Annotated in this window: 20 protein-coding genes; 7 read left to right on the top strand and 13 right to left on the bottom strand. The window is 68.6% G+C overall.

The window, feature by feature from the left end:
- Nucleotides 1-10: 10 nt before the first annotated feature.
- The gene (locus LGN17_RS03080) at nt 11-463 is read left to right on the top strand and encodes a winged helix-turn-helix transcriptional regulator (protein ID WP_226195098.1); all 453 of its coding nucleotides are present in this window, start codon (nt 11-13) and stop codon (nt 461-463) included.
- Between the two features lie 13 nt (nt 464-476).
- Here LGN17_RS03080 and LGN17_RS03075 read toward each other — a convergent pair whose 3' ends face one another.
- From LGN17_RS03075 to LGN17_RS03065, 3 genes are all read right to left on the bottom strand, one after another.
- Nucleotides 477-1,925, bottom strand: a complete 1,449-nt coding sequence (locus LGN17_RS03075) for an MFS transporter (RefSeq protein WP_226195097.1) — start codon at nt 1,923-1,925, stop codon at nt 477-479.
- Nucleotides 1,926-2,118: 193 nt separating this feature from the next.
- On the bottom strand, nt 2,119-2,892 hold the full coding sequence (locus tag LGN17_RS03070; RefSeq protein WP_226195096.1) for an AraC family transcriptional regulator: 774 nt from the start codon (nt 2,890-2,892) through the stop codon (nt 2,119-2,121).
- A 35-nt stretch (nt 2,893-2,927) separates the two neighbouring features.
- A complete protein-coding gene (locus tag LGN17_RS03065) occupies nt 2,928-3,269 on the bottom strand; it encodes an FKBP-type peptidyl-prolyl cis-trans isomerase (RefSeq protein WP_043177872.1) in 342 nt (113 codons plus the stop codon).
- Between the two features lie 581 nt (nt 3,270-3,850).
- Between LGN17_RS03065 and LGN17_RS03060 the strand changes: the two genes are divergently transcribed.
- A complete protein-coding gene (locus tag LGN17_RS03060; RefSeq protein WP_226195095.1) occupies nt 3,851-4,768 on the top strand; it encodes a metal-dependent hydrolase in 918 nt (305 codons plus the stop codon).
- A 450-nt stretch (nt 4,769-5,218) separates the two neighbouring features.
- Nucleotides 5,219-6,691 (top strand): sigma-54 dependent transcriptional regulator, encoded by a 1,473-nt coding sequence (locus tag LGN17_RS03055; protein ID WP_226195094.1) that lies wholly within the window; start codon nt 5,219-5,221, stop codon nt 6,689-6,691.
- A 28-nt stretch (nt 6,692-6,719) separates the two neighbouring features.
- On the opposite strand, the gene LGN17_RS03050 is transcribed toward LGN17_RS03055, so the two are convergent.
- Both LGN17_RS03050 and LGN17_RS03045 read right to left on the bottom strand, forming a co-directional pair.
- Nucleotides 6,720-7,106 carry a GtrA family protein gene (locus LGN17_RS03050; protein WP_226195093.1) on the bottom strand — a complete coding sequence of 129 codons (387 nt, stop codon included), beginning with the start codon at nt 7,104-7,106 and terminating at the stop codon, nt 6,720-6,722.
- A 1,123-nt stretch (nt 7,107-8,229) separates the two neighbouring features.
- Entirely contained in the window at nt 8,230-9,012 is a 783-nt protein-coding gene (locus LGN17_RS03045; protein ID WP_226195092.1) for an ABC transporter substrate-binding protein, read from the bottom strand.
- A 233-nt stretch (nt 9,013-9,245) separates the two neighbouring features.
- On the opposite strand from LGN17_RS03045, the gene LGN17_RS03040 reads away from it, so the two are divergent.
- Both LGN17_RS03040 and LGN17_RS03035 read left to right on the top strand, forming a co-directional pair.
- Entirely contained in the window at nt 9,246-9,665 is a 420-nt protein-coding gene (locus LGN17_RS03040; RefSeq protein WP_175954952.1) for an MbcA/ParS/Xre antitoxin family protein, read from the top strand.
- Nucleotides 9,666-9,667: 2 nt separating this feature from the next.
- Entirely contained in the window at nt 9,668-10,363 is a 696-nt protein-coding gene (locus tag LGN17_RS03035; protein WP_226195091.1) for an RES family NAD+ phosphorylase, read from the top strand.
- A 24-nt stretch (nt 10,364-10,387) separates the two neighbouring features.
- Here the strand turns inward: LGN17_RS03035 and LGN17_RS03030 are convergent, their stop codons facing one another.
- On the bottom strand, nt 10,388-11,119 hold the full coding sequence (locus LGN17_RS03030; RefSeq protein WP_226195090.1) for a metallophosphoesterase: 732 nt from the start codon (nt 11,117-11,119) through the stop codon (nt 10,388-10,390).
- Nucleotides 11,120-11,258: 139 nt separating this feature from the next.
- Here LGN17_RS03030 and LGN17_RS03025 point away from each other — a divergent pair, with 139 nt between their 5' ends.
- On the top strand, nt 11,259-11,912 hold the full coding sequence (locus tag LGN17_RS03025) for a DUF1345 domain-containing protein (protein WP_175954958.1): 654 nt from the start codon (nt 11,259-11,261) through the stop codon (nt 11,910-11,912).
- 13 nt (nt 11,913-11,925) lie between these two features.
- Here LGN17_RS03025 and LGN17_RS03020 read toward each other — a convergent pair whose 3' ends face one another.
- Both LGN17_RS03020 and LGN17_RS03015 read right to left on the bottom strand, forming a co-directional pair.
- The gene (locus tag LGN17_RS03020) at nt 11,926-12,594 is read right to left on the bottom strand and encodes a glutathione S-transferase (protein WP_226195089.1); all 669 of its coding nucleotides are present in this window, start codon (nt 12,592-12,594) and stop codon (nt 11,926-11,928) included.
- Nucleotides 12,595-12,705: 111 nt separating this feature from the next.
- On the bottom strand, nt 12,706-13,413 hold the full coding sequence (locus LGN17_RS03015; RefSeq protein ID WP_226195088.1) for a class I SAM-dependent methyltransferase: 708 nt from the start codon (nt 13,411-13,413) through the stop codon (nt 12,706-12,708).
- Between the two features lie 324 nt (nt 13,414-13,737).
- Between LGN17_RS03015 and LGN17_RS03010 the strand changes: the two genes are divergently transcribed.
- Complete coding sequence (locus LGN17_RS03010) at nt 13,738-15,390, top strand: DUF3459 domain-containing protein (RefSeq protein ID WP_226195279.1); 1,653 nt, start codon at nt 13,738-13,740, stop codon at nt 15,388-15,390.
- Nucleotides 15,391-15,461: 71 nt separating this feature from the next.
- On the opposite strand, the gene LGN17_RS03005 is transcribed toward LGN17_RS03010, so the two are convergent.
- The 5 genes from LGN17_RS03005 to LGN17_RS02985 form a co-directional block, all read right to left on the bottom strand.
- Entirely contained in the window at nt 15,462-16,046 is a 585-nt protein-coding gene (locus LGN17_RS03005; RefSeq protein WP_226195087.1) for a thiamine phosphate synthase, read from the bottom strand.
- 22 nt (nt 16,047-16,068) lie between these two features.
- Complete coding sequence (locus LGN17_RS03000; protein ID WP_175954966.1) at nt 16,069-17,412, bottom strand: hemolysin family protein; 1,344 nt, start codon at nt 17,410-17,412, stop codon at nt 16,069-16,071.
- 76 nt (nt 17,413-17,488) lie between these two features.
- The gene (locus LGN17_RS02995) at nt 17,489-18,268 is read right to left on the bottom strand and encodes a sensor histidine kinase (protein WP_226195086.1); all 780 of its coding nucleotides are present in this window, start codon (nt 18,266-18,268) and stop codon (nt 17,489-17,491) included.
- Between the two features lie 67 nt (nt 18,269-18,335).
- Nucleotides 18,336-19,259, bottom strand: a complete 924-nt coding sequence (locus LGN17_RS02990) for a DMT family transporter (protein ID WP_226195085.1) — start codon at nt 19,257-19,259, stop codon at nt 18,336-18,338.
- 41 nt (nt 19,260-19,300) lie between these two features.
- Nucleotides 19,301-20,158, bottom strand: coding sequence for a LysR family transcriptional regulator (locus LGN17_RS02985; RefSeq protein WP_226195084.1), 858 nt, complete (start codon nt 20,156-20,158; stop codon nt 19,301-19,303).
- Nucleotides 20,159-20,172 lie beyond the last annotated feature (14 nt).

Raw genomic sequence — 20,172 nt, 5'->3', positions numbered from 1 at the left:
GGAGAGGAACATGGCCAGGCAGAAAAGTCTTGCGGATTCGCCGTGCCCGGTGGCGCGGGCGACCGATATCGTCGGCGATCGCTGGGCGTTGCTGATCGTGCGCGATGCATTCGACGGCGTGCGGCGCTTCGGCGATTTCCGCGCGAGCCTCGGTGTCGCGAGCAACATCCTGTCCGACCGGCTGAAGATGCTGGTGGACGCGGGCGTGTTCGACGTCGTGCCGGCGTCGGACGGCAGCGCGTATCAGGAGTACGTGCTCACCAAAAAGGGCGAGGGGCTGTTTCCGGTGATCGTGATGCTGCGGCAGTGGGGCGAGGCGAACCTGTTCGCGCGCGGCGAGCCGCATTCGGTGCTGGTCGACCGCAGTACCGGGCGCGCGATCCGCAAGCTCGCGCTGCGGCATGACGACGGCCGGCCGTTGAAGGCGGGCGAGACGGTTGTGAAGAAGGTCGGCGACGCATGACCGCGCCCGAGATTCAATCGGCTGCCGCCACGGCCTGACGCGCGGAAGATGCGCCGCGATGCGCATCGGGCCGCACCAGCGTCGCGAGCAGCGCGGCGGCGACCAGCAGCGCGACCGACACGGCCGTTTCGATCCGCAACCCGTCCACGACCTGCCTCGCGCCGCCACCGCCGGCAAGCGCGCCGAACGCTGCCACGCCCATCGCGCCGCCGGCCTGCCGCGCGGTATTCAGCACGGCCGACGCGATGCCGGCCCGCTCGGGCGCGACGGACGCGAGCACGGCGGTCGTCATGGCCGGCACCGCGAAACCCATGCCCGTCGGAATCAGCAGGAACGGCACGAGCAGGACGGCCAGCGGCGTCGACGCGTCGATGAAATGCAGCGACCCGTAGCCGAGCGCGGCGACGAGCGCGCCCGCCAGCATCGGCGCCCGCGGGCCGTGACGCGCCACGACGCGGCCGCTTGCGAGGTTCGACAGCAGGAAGCCGCCTGTCAACGGCAGGAACGCAAGGCCCGCCTGCAACGCCGATTCGCCGCGTGCGCGCTGCAGATACAGCGCGAGCACGAACACGGTGCCGTAGTACGTGAGATTCACGCAGATCCCGAACAGCACGGCCGCGCTGAAGGTGCGATGGCGGAACAGCGACAGCGGCAGCATCGGCGTGGCCGTGCGCGCTTCCGCCGCAACGAACGCGAACGCGGCGAGTGCGGCCAGCGCGAAGCCGCCGGCGACGACCGGATGCGTGAAGCCGAGCGGCCGCCATTCGATCACGGCGCCGGTCAGCGCGGTCAGCATCGCGATCGCGATGAGCTGGCCGTGCAGGTCGAGTGCGCTAACGGATCGGGAAGGCGCGGCCGGCGCCGCCACCGCACGGCGCGCGGGTATCCATGCAAAGGCGGCCGCCAGCCCGGCCGCACACAGCGGCAGGTTCACGAGGAAGATGCCGCGCCAGCCCCATGCCGCGATCAGCAGGCCGCCGACGACCGGCCCGGCCGCGATCGAGATCGAGCCGGCCGCCGTCCACCAGCCGACTGCACGCGCGCGCAGGTGCGGGTCGTGCCGACATGCGTCGTTGAGCAGCGCAAGCGAATTGGGCAGCATCGCCGCGGCGCCGACGCCCTGCAGCGCGCGCGCCGCGATCAGCGTCGCAGGTGCGCTCGCGGCGCCGCACGCGAGCGACGCCAGCGCGAACAGCACGAGGCCGGCGAGGTACAGGCGACGCGCACCGAAGCGGTCGCCGAGCGCGCCGCCCGACAGCATCAGGACGGCAAACGCGAGCGTGTACGCATCGACGACCCACTGCAGGCCGGCGACCGGCAAGTGCAGGTCGCCGGCGAGATGCGCGAGCGCGATGTTGACGATCGTCACGTCGAGCTGCGTCACGACGAAACCGGTGCTGACGGTCGCGACGACGCGGGCGAGCGCGGACGGGAAGGCGGGGGTGGGGGCGGTCGTATCCATGCGTCAATCGTAGGATGCGACCGGCAGGCGATGTTTCAGCGGGACGTGAAGCGTCGAAACGCCCGATGCGAAATAGCGGGGGGCGGCGAGCGGGGTCGAAGCGCCAAAGATCACGGCCGCTCTGGCGCGAACGCGCTTTGAACCGTGCCGTTACGTGCGTTGATGCGTGCCCGCCGCGAAACCGCAGCTGCGTTCAATGCCGCTCGCCGCGCCAGCGTCCCGGCGCCATGCCGAAGCGCTTCGTGAACGCATGCGTGAATGTGCTTTGATCCGCGAAGCCGACCATCCCGGCGATATCGACGAGCGGATGCCGGCCGTCCGCGAGCAGGATCACGGCCGCGTCGAGCCTGAGCCGCTGCAGGTAGCGATGCGGCGTTTCGCCGAACGCATCGACGAACAGTTGATGAAAGCGGCGCATCCCGTAGCCGCAGTGCGCGGCAAGATCGGCGATGCGCAGCGGTTCCGCGAGCCGTGCGCGCAGCCAGCGGTCGATGCGCGCGAAATCGAGGCCCGACGCGGGCGCGGCGATGCCGCGTTCGTCGAGCAGCGCGCCGCACAGCCGCGCGGCGGCCTGCCACTGGAAACGGTGCGCGGCCGCGTGCTGCGCGTCACCGGCGCTCGCGTCGAGTTGCGCGGCGGCTGCCGCGATCTGCGCGACCAGCGACGTCAGCGCCGGATCGATCGTCATGGCCCGCGCGCTGTCGAACAGCCGCTGCGGTACCGCAAGCGATGCGGCGGGAAGATTGAGCACGAGCTGACGGTTCTCGCCCAGGCCCGCGTAATCGTGGCGCGCGCCGGCCGGAACCAGCCACGCGCCGTGCCGGTCGAGACGCTGGCTGACGCCGTCCACCGCCATCACCATCGCGCCATCGATGCCGAGCACGATCTGGTGAAAGTCGTGCACGTCCGACGCTTCGAGCGTGTCGTAGCGTTGCAGTGCGACGGTGGGGGACGGAAGGTGGGCCATGAGGCAGGGCGTCAGCCGGCGGCTCGAGCGCCGGGTCAGAGGGCGAGCAGTTCGACTTCGAACACGAGCGTGGCGTTCGGCGGAATCACGCCGCCTGCGCCGCGCGGGCCGTAGCCGAGTTGCGGCGGGATCGTCAGGCGACGCACGCCGCCGACCTTCATGCCCTGCACGCCTTCGTCCCAGCCCTTGATGACCATGCCGCCGCCGAGCACGAACGCGAACGGGTCGTTGCGATCCTTGCTCGAATCGAATTTCTGACCGTCGGTCAGCCAGCCCGTGTAGTGGACGCTGACGGTCTGGCCGGCTTGCGCTACGTCGCCGGTGCCTTCGGTCAGGTCTTCGTATTTGAGGCCCGATTCGGTCGTGATGACAGACATGACTTCTCCTGAAAAAGGATGGGTAAAAGCGCTATTGTAGGCGAGCGCGCAGCGGGCCGGCGCTCGTGGCCTTCGGCCGGCCGCACGCGTGTCGCGGGCGGCGCACGGTCACCGCGGCCGCGATCGCCCGACACGCAAATGGAACGCGCGTTTGAATTCTTCGTGAGTCCGGCGATCGCGGTTGCACCGCGCGAGTGCGACGCGTGTATGAATCGGTGCTACCGGTGGGCTCGGTAACGCGCCGCGCGGTGCCGCCGATTTCCGCGAAACGCCCGCCTCACAAGGCTTTCAGGCCGTCGACGCGACACGGCGCGGGGCAGCGCACATTCCTCGCGAGCCATCGCGCGCGTTCGGATCCAGCCCGGTCCGGACGCCGTTCGAGCGCCGTTTTTTTCGCCTTTTCGACCGTGCCCTGTTTGGAAGCGCGCATCTACCGCGCGGCTTGCGTGCACCGCCGCGGGCGGCCTATCTTTACAGCTGTCAATGTCAGGATTTTGGCGGTGCGCGACGCGCCGCCCGGGCCCGCGCCGGCTGCGTCGAGTGACGCACCGGGCCGCTCCGGAACCAGGAGAACGATGAACATGAAGTCAGCCGCTTCCGCCACCGCGGCCGGGATCATGCCGGTGCGCCGCGACCTGCGCTTCGACCTGCCGGTCGAACGCGCGAAGGACTGGCATGGCCTCGGGTCGCACGTGACCCATTTCTTCAACGCGCTGTCGCTGCTGTTCCCGGCCGGCGAACGCTTCTTCATGGATTCGGTGCGCAACTACCGCGACCGGATCGACGATCCCGTGCTGAAGCAGCAGGTGCTGGGCTTCATCGGCCAGGAGGCCATGCACACGCGCGAGCACATCGAGTACAACGAGCTGATGCAGGCGAACCGCCTGCCCGCGCGCAAGCTCGACAAGCGCGTGTGGACGGTGCTCGGCTACATGAAGCGCAAGCTTCCGCATTCGGTGCAACTCGCACACACGGTCGCGGCGGAGCACTACACGGCGATGCTCGCCGACTGGCTGCTGCGCGACCCGACGCGCCTCGACGGCTCGGTCGAGGGTTACCGCCAGATGTGGATCTGGCACGCGCTCGAGGAAACCGAGCACAAGGCCGTGTCGTTCGACGTATGGAATGCCGCAATGGAACCGGGGCTGCGCCGTTACCTGATCCGCATCGGCGTGTATCTGCTGACGACGCTGACGTTCTGGCCGACCGTATTCCTGATGCACGCGACGCTGCTGTGGCGCGATCGCGGCGCCGGCCATCACGTGCGCGGCATGCTGCGGATGATCGCGTTCCTTTACGGGCCGCGCCGCGGGTTGTTCCCGCGCATCGCCGGCGAATGGCTGAGCTTCTTCCGGCCGGGCTTCCATCCGTGGGATCACGACAATCACCATCATCTGGCGCGAGTCGACGCGCTCGCCGCCACCTACGGCGAACACGGCGGCACGCCGGCCGGCCGTGGCCGCGCGAACGCGCCGGCGCCGCTCGCATCGGGCCGCTGAGGCCGCCGCTACGCCACCATGCGCGGCGTCGGGCCGCGCATGTTGCGTTCGTGCATCAGCCGGCTTCCTCTGACAATTGACCCAAATCAACTCGAACCGGTCGCGCGGCTGCGTTGCCGGCCCGTCGACCCGTTGCGCACGCATGCGCGGGCAAGCGGATCCTGGGTGCGCCGCATCGCCCGAGCGCGCCGTGCGCCAGCACCGGCGCGGCTTTGCGCGCCGCGCAGCCGCCCGATCAGGGTTCCCCCCACGTACGCCACAGGGATAACACCCATCTAGCGGCGCGCCGGCCGCATCGATATACCGTTCATGACAATGTCCACCTCACGCGCGATTCATGCACGAGGGGATTTTATTCGGACGGAAATGCGGCCAATATGTCGGTTCTATCGAGGTCCGTCGCGTGCGACGGCGAGCCGGCGCGATACCAACGCCAAGCGGGGAACAACGATGGTTGCTAGGTCACCTGACGCAAACGGGCAAGCGGTGTCCGAGATGACGCATGTGTCCGTCACCGCGCCCGAAGACGGACGCAAGCTGTTCGTGATCATGCGTTCGCCCGATGAGCCGTTGCTTGCGCAACTGCGCGGGCTCGGCTGGGAAATCTCCGTTGCGAAGACGGCCGGCGCCGCGCAGAACATGACGTCCGGCGTGAGTGTCGCCGCCGGCCTGGTCGATTTCACCGGGTTCACGTCGCGCGACTATCCCGCGCTCAAGGCGTGCCTGAGCCAGCCGTCGATCGGCTGGATTTCCATCGCGCAGGCCGGCATCACGATCAGTGCCGCGGTGCGCGAACTGATCCGCAGCTATTGCTTCGATTACGTGACGCTTCCGTTGCCGTACGAATGGATTTCGCACGTGCTCGGCCATGCGCGCGGGATGGCCGCGCTCGATCGCGTCGACGGCGCGGCCTATGCGGCGTCGATCGGCGAACACGGGATGATCGGCAACTGCGAGGCGATGCAGCAGCTGTTCAGCACGATCCGCAAGGTCGCGAAGACCGACGCGAGCGTGTTCATCTCGGGCGAGTCGGGCACCGGCAAGGAGCTGACGGCGCTCGCGATTCACGAGCGTTCCGGCCGCGGCAAGGGGCCGTTCGTCGCGATCAATTGCGGCGCGATTCCGCATCACCTGCTGCAGTCGGAACTGTTCGGCTACGAGCGCGGTGCGTTCACCGGCGCGAACCAGCGGCGCGCGGGCCGGATCGAGTCGGCGAACGGCGGCACGCTGTTTCTCGACGAAATCGGCGACATGCCGGTCGAAAGCCAGGCGAGCCTGCTGCGTTTCCTGCAGGAAGGAAAGATCGAGCGGCTCGGCGGGCAGGAGTCGATTCCGGTCGACGTACGGATCATCTCGGCCACCCACGTCGATCTCGACAGCGCGGTCGAGGGCGGGCGTTTCCGCGCGGACCTTTATCACCGCCTGTGCGTGCTGCGCATCCACGAGCCGCCGCTGCGCGCGCGCGGCAAGGACATCGACATCCTCGCGCACTACGTGCTGCAGAAATTCAAGTCCGACAGCGGCCGCAAGATCAGCGGCTTCACGTCGGCCGCGCTGGATGCGATGCGCCGCTACGAATGGCCGGGCAATGTGCGCGAGCTGATCAACCGGGTGCGGCGCGCGATCGTGATGGCCGAGAGCCGGCTGCTGACGCCGCACGATCTCGGGCTCGACACGCCGGGAGAAACCGAACCGGTGACGCTCGAACAGGCGCGGGCGCTCGCCGAGCGCACCGCGATCGAGAATGCGCTGCTGCGCAACGATCACCGCATCAACAAGGCCGCGGCCGAACTCGGCATTTCACGCGTGACGCTCTACCGGATGATGATCGAGCACGGGTTGAACGATCACGACAACAACGGCGACAACGGCGGTCACGACGGCACGCCGTCCGGCGACGCGGGGCATCAGCGGGTCGGCTGAGCGATACACGCGTGACGCGTGAACCGGTTCAGCGATAGGTCCAGAGCCGGTGCAGCACGAACGTGACGGGCGGCACGCACAACACGACCGCGACGACGCTCCACGCGCGGGCGAGGCCAAGCGTGTCGGTGCCGTGCGCCAGCAGCATAGTCACGACGAGGCCGGCCATCGCGACGGCGAGAAAGCGCATGAAGTTGCCCCACGTCACGGGCGACGAAAAACTCCACAACGTGTTGGCGAGATACGAGAACGCGGTCGAGCACGCGAACGCGACCGCGTTCGCGCTCACCGGCGTCGCGTCGAACAGCGCGAACATCGCGGCCGCGATCAGCGCATGCAGTGCGGTCGAACCGACGCCCGACACCCCGAAGCGAATCAGCCTGGCGCGTTCGGCGGTATAGAGGGTGCGGATCATGGAGTGCGGTCGTTCGAGCGGCGTGGTGGCGTGTAGAGCGGTGTCACGGGGCATGGGCCGGCAACAGGCGCCGACGCAAACGTGACGCGCGCCGGTTTCGCAGTATAGCCACGCGATCGGCCGTCCCGGCGCCGGCCAATGGATGGCGCGGACAACCGGTGGCGCGCGCAGCCGACGGCATGTAAAGCGCATGAAACATTTCGCCTCGGCAGCAACGCCGATTTGCGCGACAAATCGGGGTGAACGGCCGGCTCCTGATCGGTAAAAATGCCGCGCTGCATTGTTCAGCCTTATCCGGCAAGGCCGGGCCGCCGCGCGGCCGATGCGCGCCGCGCGCCGCGTGTTTCAGTTTCGCAACTTCCCGCCTGCCGCACCCGTACCGGCCGCCACGCTGCCCGGTCAACCCCTTGTCCGGACGGGCTCGCGCGAAGCTGGCCCGCTCCTTGCGACAGTGGGCGTGCGAAAGCCGACGATGCACGGTCCGTCCGGTTCGGCAGCGAACCCTGTCAGTACCGGCCAGGATACAGTCCGCGGGGATGCGGCGGCGGAGCGCGGCACGACAGCCGCGTTCCGGCGAGCACGGAGCGTCGTCGATGATCGTCGGGGCACCGGCCTCGTCCGGTTGCCGGAACAACCATCAGACTGATACGGGGAAGAAAAATGATCGATCGCCACACGCCGCGGCCGGCAGGCCGCGATCGCAGTGAGTCGGAGCATCGCCGGTCGAACGTGGGTCTCGCAGCCGGCCGGCATGCATCGACAGGCCATCTCTCCGCGCCCGGTGCGAGGCGGATCCGGCTGGTTGCCGGTCATCCGCGCCGGGTCGGTACTTTCCTGCACGCGAACCCGATACGCAAGGGCATGTGCGCACGGGCGCCGGTACCTCGACGCCCGGTCTTCGCATACTGACCGAAGCCGCACGATATCCGTTCGCGCCGCGCATCGTCGTCGCGAACGATCAATCTGCAATCCGAATGAAATACGAAGCGTCGTGCCGCGCGTATGACGGATGATGCATTCGATGTGATGGCGCACGGCATCATGCCGTTGCCGCCAGGTCGTGAGGGGAGGGGCGGTCGGACGCGCGCGACGGGAGTGGCGCCCGTACGCGCGCGACGCCGTTTCAGCCGCCGTAGATGTCGAAATCGAAGTACTTCGATGCGAGCCGCTTGTAGGTGCCGTCCTTGACCATGTCGAGGATGGCGCCATCGATCTTCGCCTTCAGGTCGGCGTCCTCCTTGCGCAGCCCGATGCCGGCGCCGATGCCGAGCACCTTCTCGTCGACGAGCTCGGGGCCGACGAACGTGTAGTTCGCGCCGCGCGACGATTTCAGGAACCCGATGGCCGCCTGCACTTCATCCTGCAGCGCCGCGTCGAGGCGGCCCGAGGTCAGGTCCGCGTACACGCCGTCCTGGTTCTGGTACGAGACGACGTTCGCACCTTGCTTGCCCCAGTACGCCTTCGCGTACGTTTCCTGCGTCGTGCCCTGCTCGACGCCGATCGACTTGCCCTTCAGCGATTCGGCTGTCGGCAGCAGCGGCGAGCCCTTTTTCACGACGAGCCGCGTCGGCTGGTTGTAGATCTTCGTCGTGAAGCCGATCTGCTGCGCGCGCTGCGGCGTGATCGACATCGACGACAGCACCGCGTCGAATTTTTTCGCCTTCAGCGCCGGAATCATCCCGTCAAAGTCGTTCTCGAGCCACACGCACTTCGCCTTCAGGCGCGCGCAGATCTCGTTGCCGAGGTCGATGTCGAAGCCGACCAGCTTGCCGTCGGGTGCCTTCGACTCGAACGGCGCGTAGCTGGCGTCGGTGCCGAAGCGGATCGTGGTCCAGTCCTTCGCGACGGCGGGGCCTGCGGATACCGCGAGCAGGGCGATCGAAACAGCGGCAATCAGTCTCTTCATGGTGCGTTCCTTGGCGGGTGCTTCCGGTTTCCGTGCGACACGGTTTCACGGACACGAACCGCGTCTGCGCGCGGGGTCCGCACGGCCATTAACGCAGAAAATAAAATAAGAGTCCAGAATGGACAAAAAATATCGTTTCTTCGGGCGTGCGGGCCGGTCGTCGGGTCTCGACCCTTGCAAAAATGCGAAAATGGACTAATCTTGTTAGTAAATTCGTTTCGAGACTAACGATCATGTCACAGCCCGCTTATGAATCGCACTCCGCCCCACCGCGGGCCTCGATCGCGCAGATGTCGGCGGCCGGGCTGCGTGCGTTTTTCAACATCGCACGCGACTGGGGACTGACGATCGACGAGCAGATCGTGCTGCTCGGGTCGCCAGGCCGTTCGACGTTCTTCAAGTGGAAGTCCACGCCGGAATCGGCGCGGCTGCCGCGCGATACGCTCGAGCGCCTGTCGCTGCTGCTTGGCATCTACAAGGCGCTGCAGATCCTGCTGCCGCAGCCGGCCGCGGCCGATGCGTGGGTCAAGCGGCCGAACGACGCGGCGCCGTTCGGTGGCAAGCGCGCACTCGACCGGATGCTCGCCGGCAACGTCGGCGATCTGGTCGCCGTCCGGCAATATCTCGACGCGATGCGAGGCGGCTGGGCGTGACCATGCCGATCCGAGCACAACAATGGCCCACGACGGCGGTCGACTGGGCGCCAGCCTATCGCGTGATTCCCACCCGTTTTCCGGCGATCAACCTGTTTGACCGCGTGGCCTCGGCGGACGATTTCGACGCGCTTTACGCGCTCGAATCGCTGACCAACGACCGCATCCGCAATGAAGTCGGCACGCTCGATCTCGTGCCGCCGGCCGAGCGCCGCTACGGGCCCGGCTGGGGGCCGATCATGGCCGCGTTCACGCACCTCAATCCGCAGGGCAGCCGCTTTTCCGACGGCAGCTATGGCGTGTTCTACTGCGCGCGTTCTCGCGATACGGCGATCGCCGAAACGCGGTATCACAGCGCGCTGTTCCTGGAAGCGACGAAGGAGCCGCCGATGCGTCAGCAGATGCGGCTCTATACGGTGATCGCGCAAGGCGACGTGGCCGACCTACGCACGTGGCCGGAACGCGATCCGGCGTTGCTGCATCCGCTCGATTACAGCGCCGGGCAGGCGCTCGGTCGCGCGGTGCGCAATGCCGGCGGCGCGGGGATCGTCTATCCGTCAGTGCGCGACCCGCGCGGCGAGTGCCTGGCGGCGTTCCGCACCGCGCTGCTGCGCGACTGCCATCACGCGGCGTACCTTGAATACAACTGGAACGGCTCGGTCGTCGATGCGGTGTTCGAACTGAACCAGGTCGGCTAGGGCACCCTTGCTGGCGTCAAGGCGTCAAGGCAGCGGCCAGTCGCCCGCGTGGCGTTCGCGCGCTTCGGCCTGGGTCATCGACCAGGTGCGCCCGGTGCGCGGCTCGGCGAGCGTGAGCCGCCCGGCCGGCGCGAACGCGCCCGTGTCGATGAACCACTGCGCGCCGATCCGCTGCGGCGCGCGCACGGGCGTGTGCCCCGTGCAGGTCAGCGACAGCCCGGCCTGCCGCGCCGGATCGGCGAGACCCTGGACGAGATCGCGGCCCCAGATCAGCCGCTCGCGCACGTCGTGCGCATAGCTGCCCGTGTCGAGATCGGCGTCCGAGCCGAAGAATTCCGCATGCAGTACGTTGAAGCGCCCGGGACCGTCGCCGATCACGCGCACCAGCGGCAGCGCGTCGACGCGCGCCGCATGCGCGTGCAGCCGTTCCGGCGGCAGGTCGGCGCCCCAGTCGCCGCCGATCCCGCGCCACGCGTCGGGCGACAGCTTGCCGCGCGCCACGAGGCTCAGCACTTCCTCGTGATTGCCGCGCACGACGTGGCACCACGGGCGGTCGAGCAGGTCGAGCGCGGTTTCGGAGGCAGGGCCGCGGTCGACCAGGTCGCCGACCGAGAACAGGCGGTCGCGGGCCGGATCGAAGCGGATGTCGTGCAGCAGCGCGCGCAGCACATCCACGCAGCCGTGCAGGTCGCCGACGACGAAGTCGCGGCCGGCCGTGTTCGCCGGATGGTGGCAGAGGGGGGCGGTGGCAGTCATCCCATCATCTTAGGCGCTCGCGCCCATCGCCACGTCACGCTGGAATGGCGATAATCGGGGCGCGTTACCCGCCGGTGCGGCGCAGCGGGCCGCACCGAGCGCCGCCCGAATCCTTTCCATCCGCTTTCGGAATTTCACGATGACGTTTTATCCGCAGGTTTTACGCAACCGGCCGCGCATGGTCGCGGCGTTCGTCGCAGGCTTGCTTTGCGCGGTGCTGCTGCCGATTCCGCTGCGTCCGACCGTGCGCGCGCTGATCGGCTGGGATTGCGCGATCTGGTTGTATCTCGCGCTGATGTGGGTGCGCATGGTCACCGCGCACCATCACAAGGTGCGCGAAATCGCGATTCGCGAGGATGAAAACGCGACGACGGTGCTGACCGTCGTCTGCCTCGCGACGGTCGCGAGCGTGGCCGCGATCGCGATCGAGCTGGCGACGGCCAAGGGCGTCGGGTTTCGCGCGGGGCTCGGCCATTACGCGGTAACGGGCGCGACGCTGTTCGGTGCGTGGTTCCTGATCCCGACGATCTTCACGCTGCACTATGCGCGGCTCTACTATGGCTCGCCGAGCAGCGACCGCGCGCTCTGCTTCCCGGACCAGCACCCGGAACCCGATTATTGGGACTTCCTGTATTTCGCGTTTACGATCGCGGTCGCGTCGCAGACGGCCGATGTGTCGATGACGAACCGTTCCGCGCGGCGCTCGGTGCTCGCGCAGTCGATCCTGTCGTTCTACTTCAACATGGCCGTGCTCGGGCTGTCGATCAACGTCGCGGCGGGCCTGCTGAGCTGACGCAGGCCAAGGGCTACTTGAGCAGGTCGTACGGGCCGCCGCGCTCCAGCGCCCGCTGGTACGCGGGCCGCGCGTGGATCGCGTCGAGGAAGCGCGCGATCGCGGGATACCGGCTGTCGCCCCCGCGCGCGGTCGCGGCTTCGAGCGGAAAGCTCATCTGGATGTCGGCTGCGCTGAAACTGTCGCCGACGAACCAGCCGGTGCGGCTCAACGTGTCGTCGATATAGCCGAGATGCAGCGCGATCTGCGGATCGACGAAGCTCGATTGCAGCGTGTCGGCGATCTTGCGCGCGATCGGCCGTGCGAAGAACGGCATCGGCGCGTGCGCGATCCGCAGCGCGACGAGCTTGAGCAGCAGCGGTGGCATCGCCGACCCTTCCGCGTAGTGCAGCCAGTACGTGTAGTCGTGCCGCTCGGGCGCGCCGGGCGGCGGCGCCAGGCGGCCGTTGCCGTAGCGTTCGACCAGGTATTCGATGATCGCGCCCGATTCGGCATACGTGCGGCCGTCGTCGGTGACGACCGGTGACTTGCCGAGCGGATGGATCGCGCGCAACTCGGGCGGCGCGAGCATCGTCTTCGGATCACGCGCGTAGCGCACGATCTCGTACGGCACATCCAGTTCTTCGAGCAGCCAGAGCACACGCTGCGAGCGCGAGTTGTTCAGGTGATGGACGGTGAGCATGTCGACGCCGGAAGTGGGGGCGGGAACGACATCATACCCAGTGCGCGTGGCGCGTACGCGAAGCGCATCGTGCGCGATGACGAGCCGCGTCCAGCCGACCGCCCCGACCCATCATGCGCGCCGCACCGCGATCCACGCACCCCAGAACAGGCTCGCGAAAAAGCGCAGCGGCGCGTCGAAGCCCGCATCGCGCAGCATGCCGAACACCGCTTCCTCGGACGCGGGCGGATCGGCGCCCTGCAGGATTTTCGCGAGTTGCGCGCGCACCGCGTCGGGCGTTGCGCCTTTCATGCGCCAGCGCTGCTGCCACGCGTCGAGCAGGCGAGGGTGGTCCGCGTAGCGGCGATGGTTGCCGGCGAGCACGAGCGGCGCACCGGGTTTCAGGCGCCGCGCGATCGCATCCAGCAGCGCCGCCTTCGCTTCGTCGCCGGGGACGTGATGCAGCACGCCGATCAGCGTCGCGCCGTCGAACGCGGGCGTATCGGGCAACGCATCGACGCCGTCTTCGACGAACGCCGTGCGCGCGCCGAAGCCCGCGGTCTCGACGTTCGAGCGCGCGAGCGCGAGCATCGGCACGGACGGGTCGACGGCGGTGAACTGCCAGCCCGGCTCGAGCGCGGCCGCCACGCAGATTTCCTGCCCCGTGCCGCCCGCGCCCGCGACGAGGATCCGCGCCTCGGGCGCTGCGATTGCCGATGCGAGCATGCACGCGGTGAGTTCGTGGCAGGCATCGTAGCCGGCAAGCGCGATGCGGGATTGCTCGGCGTATTCGTGTGCGCGTGCCGGATCGAATTTGGCGGCGCTGGCGGGAAGCGACATGGCGGGTTCCTCGGGTCGGGCGCGGACGACGTGTCCGCGAGCATGACGCTGAGCGTAAGCGTGCGCGGCCGGTGCAACAAGGCGAGCAGTCATTCCGGTATGCCGGCTACCTGACTCGCCGGGACCGGTCGGATTGCGGGTTTTCCCGGGGTCGATTCGTATTTAAAAATGTCCGGGAGCGATGCATCGCGGTGGCGAAACCGGCGCATACTCGTTTCTCTCCCCCCGCCTGGCCGTCGCATGCCGGGCCCCGATGTGCCGCGCCCCGATGTGCCGCGCCCCGCTGGCGCGGCCATGCCGCTCGGTACGCATGAGGAGCGCATGATGTCCGATTGTCCGCACGATCCGTATGCGCAGCACTACATTCACTGCTTGCCGTTCGGCGCACAGCCCTGTGGCGCGCTCTGCGCGACGCCGCGCACGCATTTTCGCCTGTGGGCGCCGGGCAGCACGCAGGTCCAGCTTGAACTCGATACCGGCTTCGGCCCGTTGCTCGTCCCGATGACGGCTGCCGGCCCGAACTGGTTCGAAGTCTTTGCCGATTGTGGCGCGGGTGCGCTTTACCGCTATCGCCTCGACGATGCGGTATCGATTCCCGATCCCGCGTCGCGCTCGCAACCCGAAGGGCTCAACGGCCCGAGCGAGGTCGTCGATCCGCGCGCGTTCACCTGGCGCAATACGTTCTGGCGCGGGCGCGCATGGGAAGACATCGCGCTCTATGCGATTCGTCCGCACGCGGTGGGCGGTTTCGACGGCGTGCGCCGGCGCCTGCCGCAACTCGCGCGCCTCGGCGTGACCGCGCTGGAGCTGCTCGCGTCGCCGCACGACAGCCTGCCTTTCGCGCCGCTCGCGGCCGAAGGCGGCCCCGACGCGCTGAAGGCGTTGATCGACGACGCGCACGGCTATGGTCTCGCGGTGCTGCTGGAGCTCGACTACGCGCGCTTCGGCAGCGGCACCGAGGCGCTGCGTCACTACGCGGCACCGTTCTTCCATACGCGCGACGATCCGCTGCAGGCGCCGCCGCTCGCGCTCGATCATCCGGAAGTCTGCGATTTCTTCTGCGACAACGCGCTGTACTGGATCGACGAGTACCGTTGCGACGGGCTGCGCCTGCGCGAAGCCGACCGGATCGGCGTGTCGTGGCTATGCGAGATCGCGGACCGCGTGCGCGCGGCCGTGCCGGCCGACCGGCTGATCCATCTCGTGCTCGGCAGCGAGCGGCATCCGGCGCATCTTGCCGATACCCATTTCGATGCGCAGTGGAACGGGTGCGGCGAACGCGCGTTGCACCGGTTGACGGGGCGCGACGCGTCGCCCCACGAAGGTATTTCCACGCACCAGTCGATTCACACGCTCGCCCGTGCGCTGACCGCGGCCGGGGCCGCATTCCAGCCGGCCGGGTCGGGAGAAGGCATGACTGCCGACAGCGGGCTGTCGTTGACGTCGCTGGTGCTGTCCGATGGCGCGTGGCGCGACAGCGGGCAGGGCGACCACGGGCAGGAGGCCGGTCTGGCCGCACTTGCGCTGTCGCTGCTCACGCCGCAGATCCCGTTGATCTTCGACGAAACCGCGCGCGATGCCGATCGCGCGCATTTCGTGCAGTCGGCGCTTGCGGTGCGCGCGAAGCTGATCTCGCCGCGGCTGTCCGATTGTCGGCCGCAGGATGCGCATGCGCTGAAGTCGGACGGCGACGGCGAAGCCGACGCGCTGCTTGCATCGTGGCGGCTCGCCGATGACGAGACGCTGACGATCGCGTTGAACCTGTCGCCCGACGCGGTGCCGTTCGACGCACCGAGCGGGCGAGTCGTGTTCGAGACGCCGGCGCGTGCGCGCGACCGGGTCGATGAAGGGGTGTTGCCGCCGTACTCGCTCGTCGCGTGGCTGACGGGTGACGTCAACCGGTATGCGCTCACGCACGATGCGCGTCGCATCGACGACGGCACGTGGCGCGGAATGCGTCCGAGCCTGAACGCATGACGACCTGAGCGGGCAAGTGTCTGAGAGACCGGGCGCATCCGCGCCCGGTTGCGCCGCAGGCAATCCCCGAGCTACCAGAACCCGCGAATGCCCGCGACGCCGTATGCGCCGTGGCGGCGTGCCTCGTCGAGGTGCGCGCGCGTCATGCCGCCGAGCGCGAACACGGGCATCGCGGCCTCGGCGGCCAGCGCGCCGAAATGTGTCCAGCCGAGCGTCGGCGCACCGGGATGGCTGAGCGTCGGCAACACGGGCGACAGCGTGACGAAATCCGCGCCGGCGTGCGCGGCCCGCAGCAGGTCATCGTGCGTGTGACAGGCAGCGGACACCCTGCGTCCGGCCGGCAATGGCCGCTGCGTGGCAGCGCGCAAGGCGGCCCCGTCGAGATGCCAGCCGGCGCCGTCGAGCCGCATCACGCCGGCCGCATCGATCGGGCCGTTCAGCATCAGGTCCGCGCCGGCCGCGTCGCAGCGCGCGAGCGCTTCGGCGGCGAGCCGCGCAAACGCGGCGGCATCGAGCGATTTCACCCGCAGTTGCACGAGTGTCTCGCCGCGCGCGAGCACGTCCGACAGCCGGTCGAGGAACGCCGCGCAATCGGCCGCCGACGCGGACGCCGGTTCCGGCGTGATCACGCAGCAGCGCGGCAGCGTGGCGTTCATCGCGTGCGGCGAAGTGCGGCCGTCATTCGTCGGCCTCTTTCGCGATCTTCGGGTAGACGCGCACGAGCACGATGCGTGGCCCGTTCATCTTCTTCACGACGACGTCGAAGCGGTCGAACGACACGCGCTGCCCTTCGGTCGGCAGGTCGCCGAGCGCCTGGATCACGAGGCCGCCGACCGATTCCGCGCGGCCTTCGTCGATGTCGATGCCGAGCGCCTGTTCGAGCGATACGACGGGCAGGCTGCCCTTGCCCATCAGCGTGCCGTCGTCGAGGCGGCTCCAGTCGGCGTCGCCCTGGCGGAACTCGTCGTGGATCTGTCCGACCAGTGCGCCGAGCAGGTTGTCGAGCGTCAGGAAGCCGATCGGCTTCTCGCCCTTGTTGCCGACCAGTGCGAAGTGCGGCGCGCCCTTGCGGAAGCGGCGGAACAGGTCGAGCGCCGGCGTGTCGGGCTTCACATACTGCACGGGACGTACGTAGTCCGACAGGTCTTCCAGCGCCGCGCCCGCGTGACGCGCGAGCAGCAGGTCCTTCAGGTGGATCAGCCCGCTCACCTGCTCGCGCGACGCATCCTCGAACAGCGGATAGCGGCTGAAGCGGTGGCGCGCGACGATCTCCATGTTGTCGGGCAGCGGCAGGTCACGGCGCAGGCCAATCATTTCATGGGCGGGCCGCATCAGGTCCGACACTGTCATCGACGAAAAATCGAGCGAATGCGCGAGCGTGTTCCACTCGTCGTTGCTGTACGTGCCGCGCGCCGGCTGGGCCGGATTGCCGGCCGTGCTGCGGCGGCTGCGCAGGATCAGCTTCAGCTCGTCGGTCGAGTAGTGCGCGTCGCCGCCATGGTCGGCCGACAGCCCCGCGAGCCGCAGCACCGCATTGGCGCTGTTGTTGAGCACCCAGATCGCCGGATACATCGCCCAGTAGAACGCATAGAGCGGCAGCGCGACCCACAGGCCGACCTTCTCCGACTGGCGGATCGCCATCGATTTCGGCGCCAGCTCGCCGACGACGATATGCAGGAACGAGATCAGCGAGAACGCGAACACCAGCGAGATCAGGTGCACGACGCGTTCGGACTGCACGCCGATCAGGTCGAGCAGCGGGCCGAGCAGTTGCGCGAAGGCCGGTTCGCCGACCCAGCCGAGGCCGAGCGACGCAAGCGTGATGCCGAGCTGGCACGCGGAAAGATACGCGTCGAGCCGGCCATGCACGATCCCGAGGATGCGGCCGCGCAGGCCGTGCTTGCGGGCCAGTGTCTTGACGCGCGTGGCGCGCAGTTTGACGAGGCCGAATTCGGCCGCGACGAAGAACCCGTTCAGGGCCACCAGGAACAACGCGCCGATGAGCGCGAAGATCTGTAACAAAGAAGCACTCCGGTTATGACAGGCCCGTCAGTATAGAGCCAGAAAGGAATCTGTAATGTGTCGGGTGGCCGATTGCTTACACCGGCGCCTCACCGGGGACGGAGAACGTGAGGGTGGCCGTGGCGCCGTCGGCGAACGCGTCGTGCGAGAACGTGCCGCCGTGTGCGAGCGCGACGCGCTGGCAAAGCGCGAGCGTCCAGGCGATCCGTTTGGCGTCGCGCTGGCGCAGCATCTCGCGTCGTGCGAACGGTTCGAACGCATGCGGCTGAGCGGGATCGGCGAGCGCGCCGGCGTTGACGGTGCACGTGGCGCTCGCGGTGAACTGCACGCCGTCGCGGGTGCACGTGAACGTCACGCGGCTGCCGGCGGCGCTGGCTTCGACCGCGGCCGTCAGCATTGTCCAGAGCGCCTGCGCGATGCGTTCGCGGTCGGCGATCAATGACGGTTCGCCGTCCGGCAGCGTCGCATCGAGCGCGACCTGTCGCGCGTCGGCGAGCGCGAAACGGACGAGCGCGATCGTGTCGTCGAGCAGCGCGCGCAGCGCGAACGGCTGCGGCTTGAGCGCGAGCGTGCGCGTGTCGGCACGCGGCGCGTCGAGCACGTCGTCGATCAGCGCGACCTGCTGGTCGATGCCCGTGCAGATGCCCGCAAGCGCACGCTGCAGGTTCGGATCGGCGTTGGCGAGCTGGCGCTCGAGCACGTACGCCCAGCTATGCATGGCGTTCAGCGGGCTGCGCAGGTCATGCGACGCGGTGGAGAGCGCCTGGTCGCGCAGGAACAGCGCCGCCTGGGTGGCGTAATGCGCTGCGCGTTCGCGCAGCAGGTCGGCGGCGGGATCGACGGAAGTGGACGTCACGGAGCTGGCCTGTCGGAAGCGGTTGGCGTGGAAGTCACGCGAATTGTCATTATAGGGACGGTGCGTGTCACGCCGGCAGCGCGTCCTCGTCCTTTTTCCGGGCGTCGCCGTTCGGCAGCAGCTGGCACGCGAGCAGGCCGGCCAGCATCAGCGCGCAACCGATGAGCGCGCGCAGCGTCAGCGTTTCGCCGAGTGCGGCCCAGCCGGCGACCGCCGCGAATACGCCTTCCATGCTGAAGATCACGGCCGCGTGTGCAGGCGCCGCGTCGCGTTGCGCGACGACCTGCAGCGTATAGCCGACGCCGACCGACAGCAGGCCGCCGTACAGCAGCGTCGGCAGCGCGCTGCGCAGCATCGTGCCGCTGACCGGCTCGATGACGAGGCCGATCGCGAGGCACGCCGCACCGCACACGACGAACTGCATGAACGCGAGTACGAGCGGATCGTGGCGCTTCGCGAAACGGCCGACGGCCATCACGTGCGCGGCGATGATCACGGCGCCCGCGAGCTGGAACCAGTCGCCGTACAGCACCGAGAACTGCTCGTTGATGCTGAGGAAATACAGGCCGATCGCCGCGAGCAGCGCGCCGAACCACGTGCCCGGGCCGATCCGGTGACGTGCGAACACACCCATCAGCGGCACGATCACGACGTACAGCGAGCTGATGAAGCCTGCGTTGGCGATGCGCGTGTACTGCAGGCCGATCTGCTGCAGCGAAATCGATACGGCCAGCAGCCCGCCGAGCGCGAGGCCCGGCAGCAGCCGCTTCGGTTCACGGCGGATCGCCGCGAGTTGCGTGCGCGACGCCGCGTTCAGCATCAGCAGCGGCACCAGCACCAGCGCGCCGAGCAGGAAACGCAGCCCCGTGAACAGGAACGGCCCGATAACGTCGAGGCTCAGGCGTTGGGCGACGAAAGCCGAACCCCAGATCGCGGCGGCGGCGAGCATCAGCAGGTTGGCACGGAGGTGCTTGCGGGCTTCGGGCGTCATCGGGATTCTTCTGGAGATTGCGGGCGGCGAAACCGGCTAGTTTACGCCGAGATTGCAAGGCTGTCGGCAAACCTGCGCAACGCGGCGGCGGCCCGTGCGTCGCGCACGCGCGAATACAGCACGACCTGCGACAGCGGCAGCGGTGGCAACCCGAATTTCGCGCCGACGTCGACCAGCGTGCGCGGCGCGACCCGCCGCGCGAGCGGGCAGACGGCCAGCCCCGCTGCGGCGGCGGCCGTGACCGCCGCCACGCCGCCGCCCGTAAAGCGTTCCCGCCATGGCCGCCCCGCATGGTCAAGCGCGCGCAGCGCGGCGGCCCGCACGCCGCACGGGCCGGCTAGCACCGCGAGCGGCAGCGGCTCGCCCGCGCGCGGTGCCCAGTCCGGCGCGGCGAGCCAGGCCAGCGGTTCGGAGAACAGCAGCGTGCCGTCTTCGCGCGGCGGGTCTTCGCCCGGCTCGTGCCGCACGATCACCGCATCGAACCGGCGTTCGTCGTATTGCGCGAGCAGGTTCGTCGACGTTCCCAGATGCATTTCGAGCGACAACCCAGGATCCTGCCGATGCAGGCTCGTGAGCACGGCCGGCAGGTCGGGCACCGCGACGTGCTCGCTGACGCCGAGCGACAGGCGGTGCGTGCCGGCCGAGATCGCGCCCAGCGCGTGATCGTGCGCGTCGAGCAGCGCGCGGGCGGCCGGCAGGAAATTCTCGCCGTCGGCGGCCAGCTTGACGACGCGCGGCGTGCGCGCGAGCAGTGGCTTGCCGAGATGGGCTTCCAGCCGCTTCAGCTTCAGGCTGACGGCCGATTGCGTGGTGCCGAGCGCATCGGCGGCGCGCGTGAAGCTGGCGAGATCGGCGACCAGCACGAACGCGCGCACGGCATCGAGGTCGAGGACTTTCATTTTCAATGTAAATG

The organism is Burkholderia sp. AU30280 (genome assembly GCF_020420125.1).
Taxonomy (GTDB): Bacteria; Pseudomonadota; Gammaproteobacteria; order Burkholderiales; family Burkholderiaceae; genus Burkholderia.
Note: the sequence above shows the minus strand (reverse complement) of the source record. Positions and strands in the feature narration are given on the sequence as shown.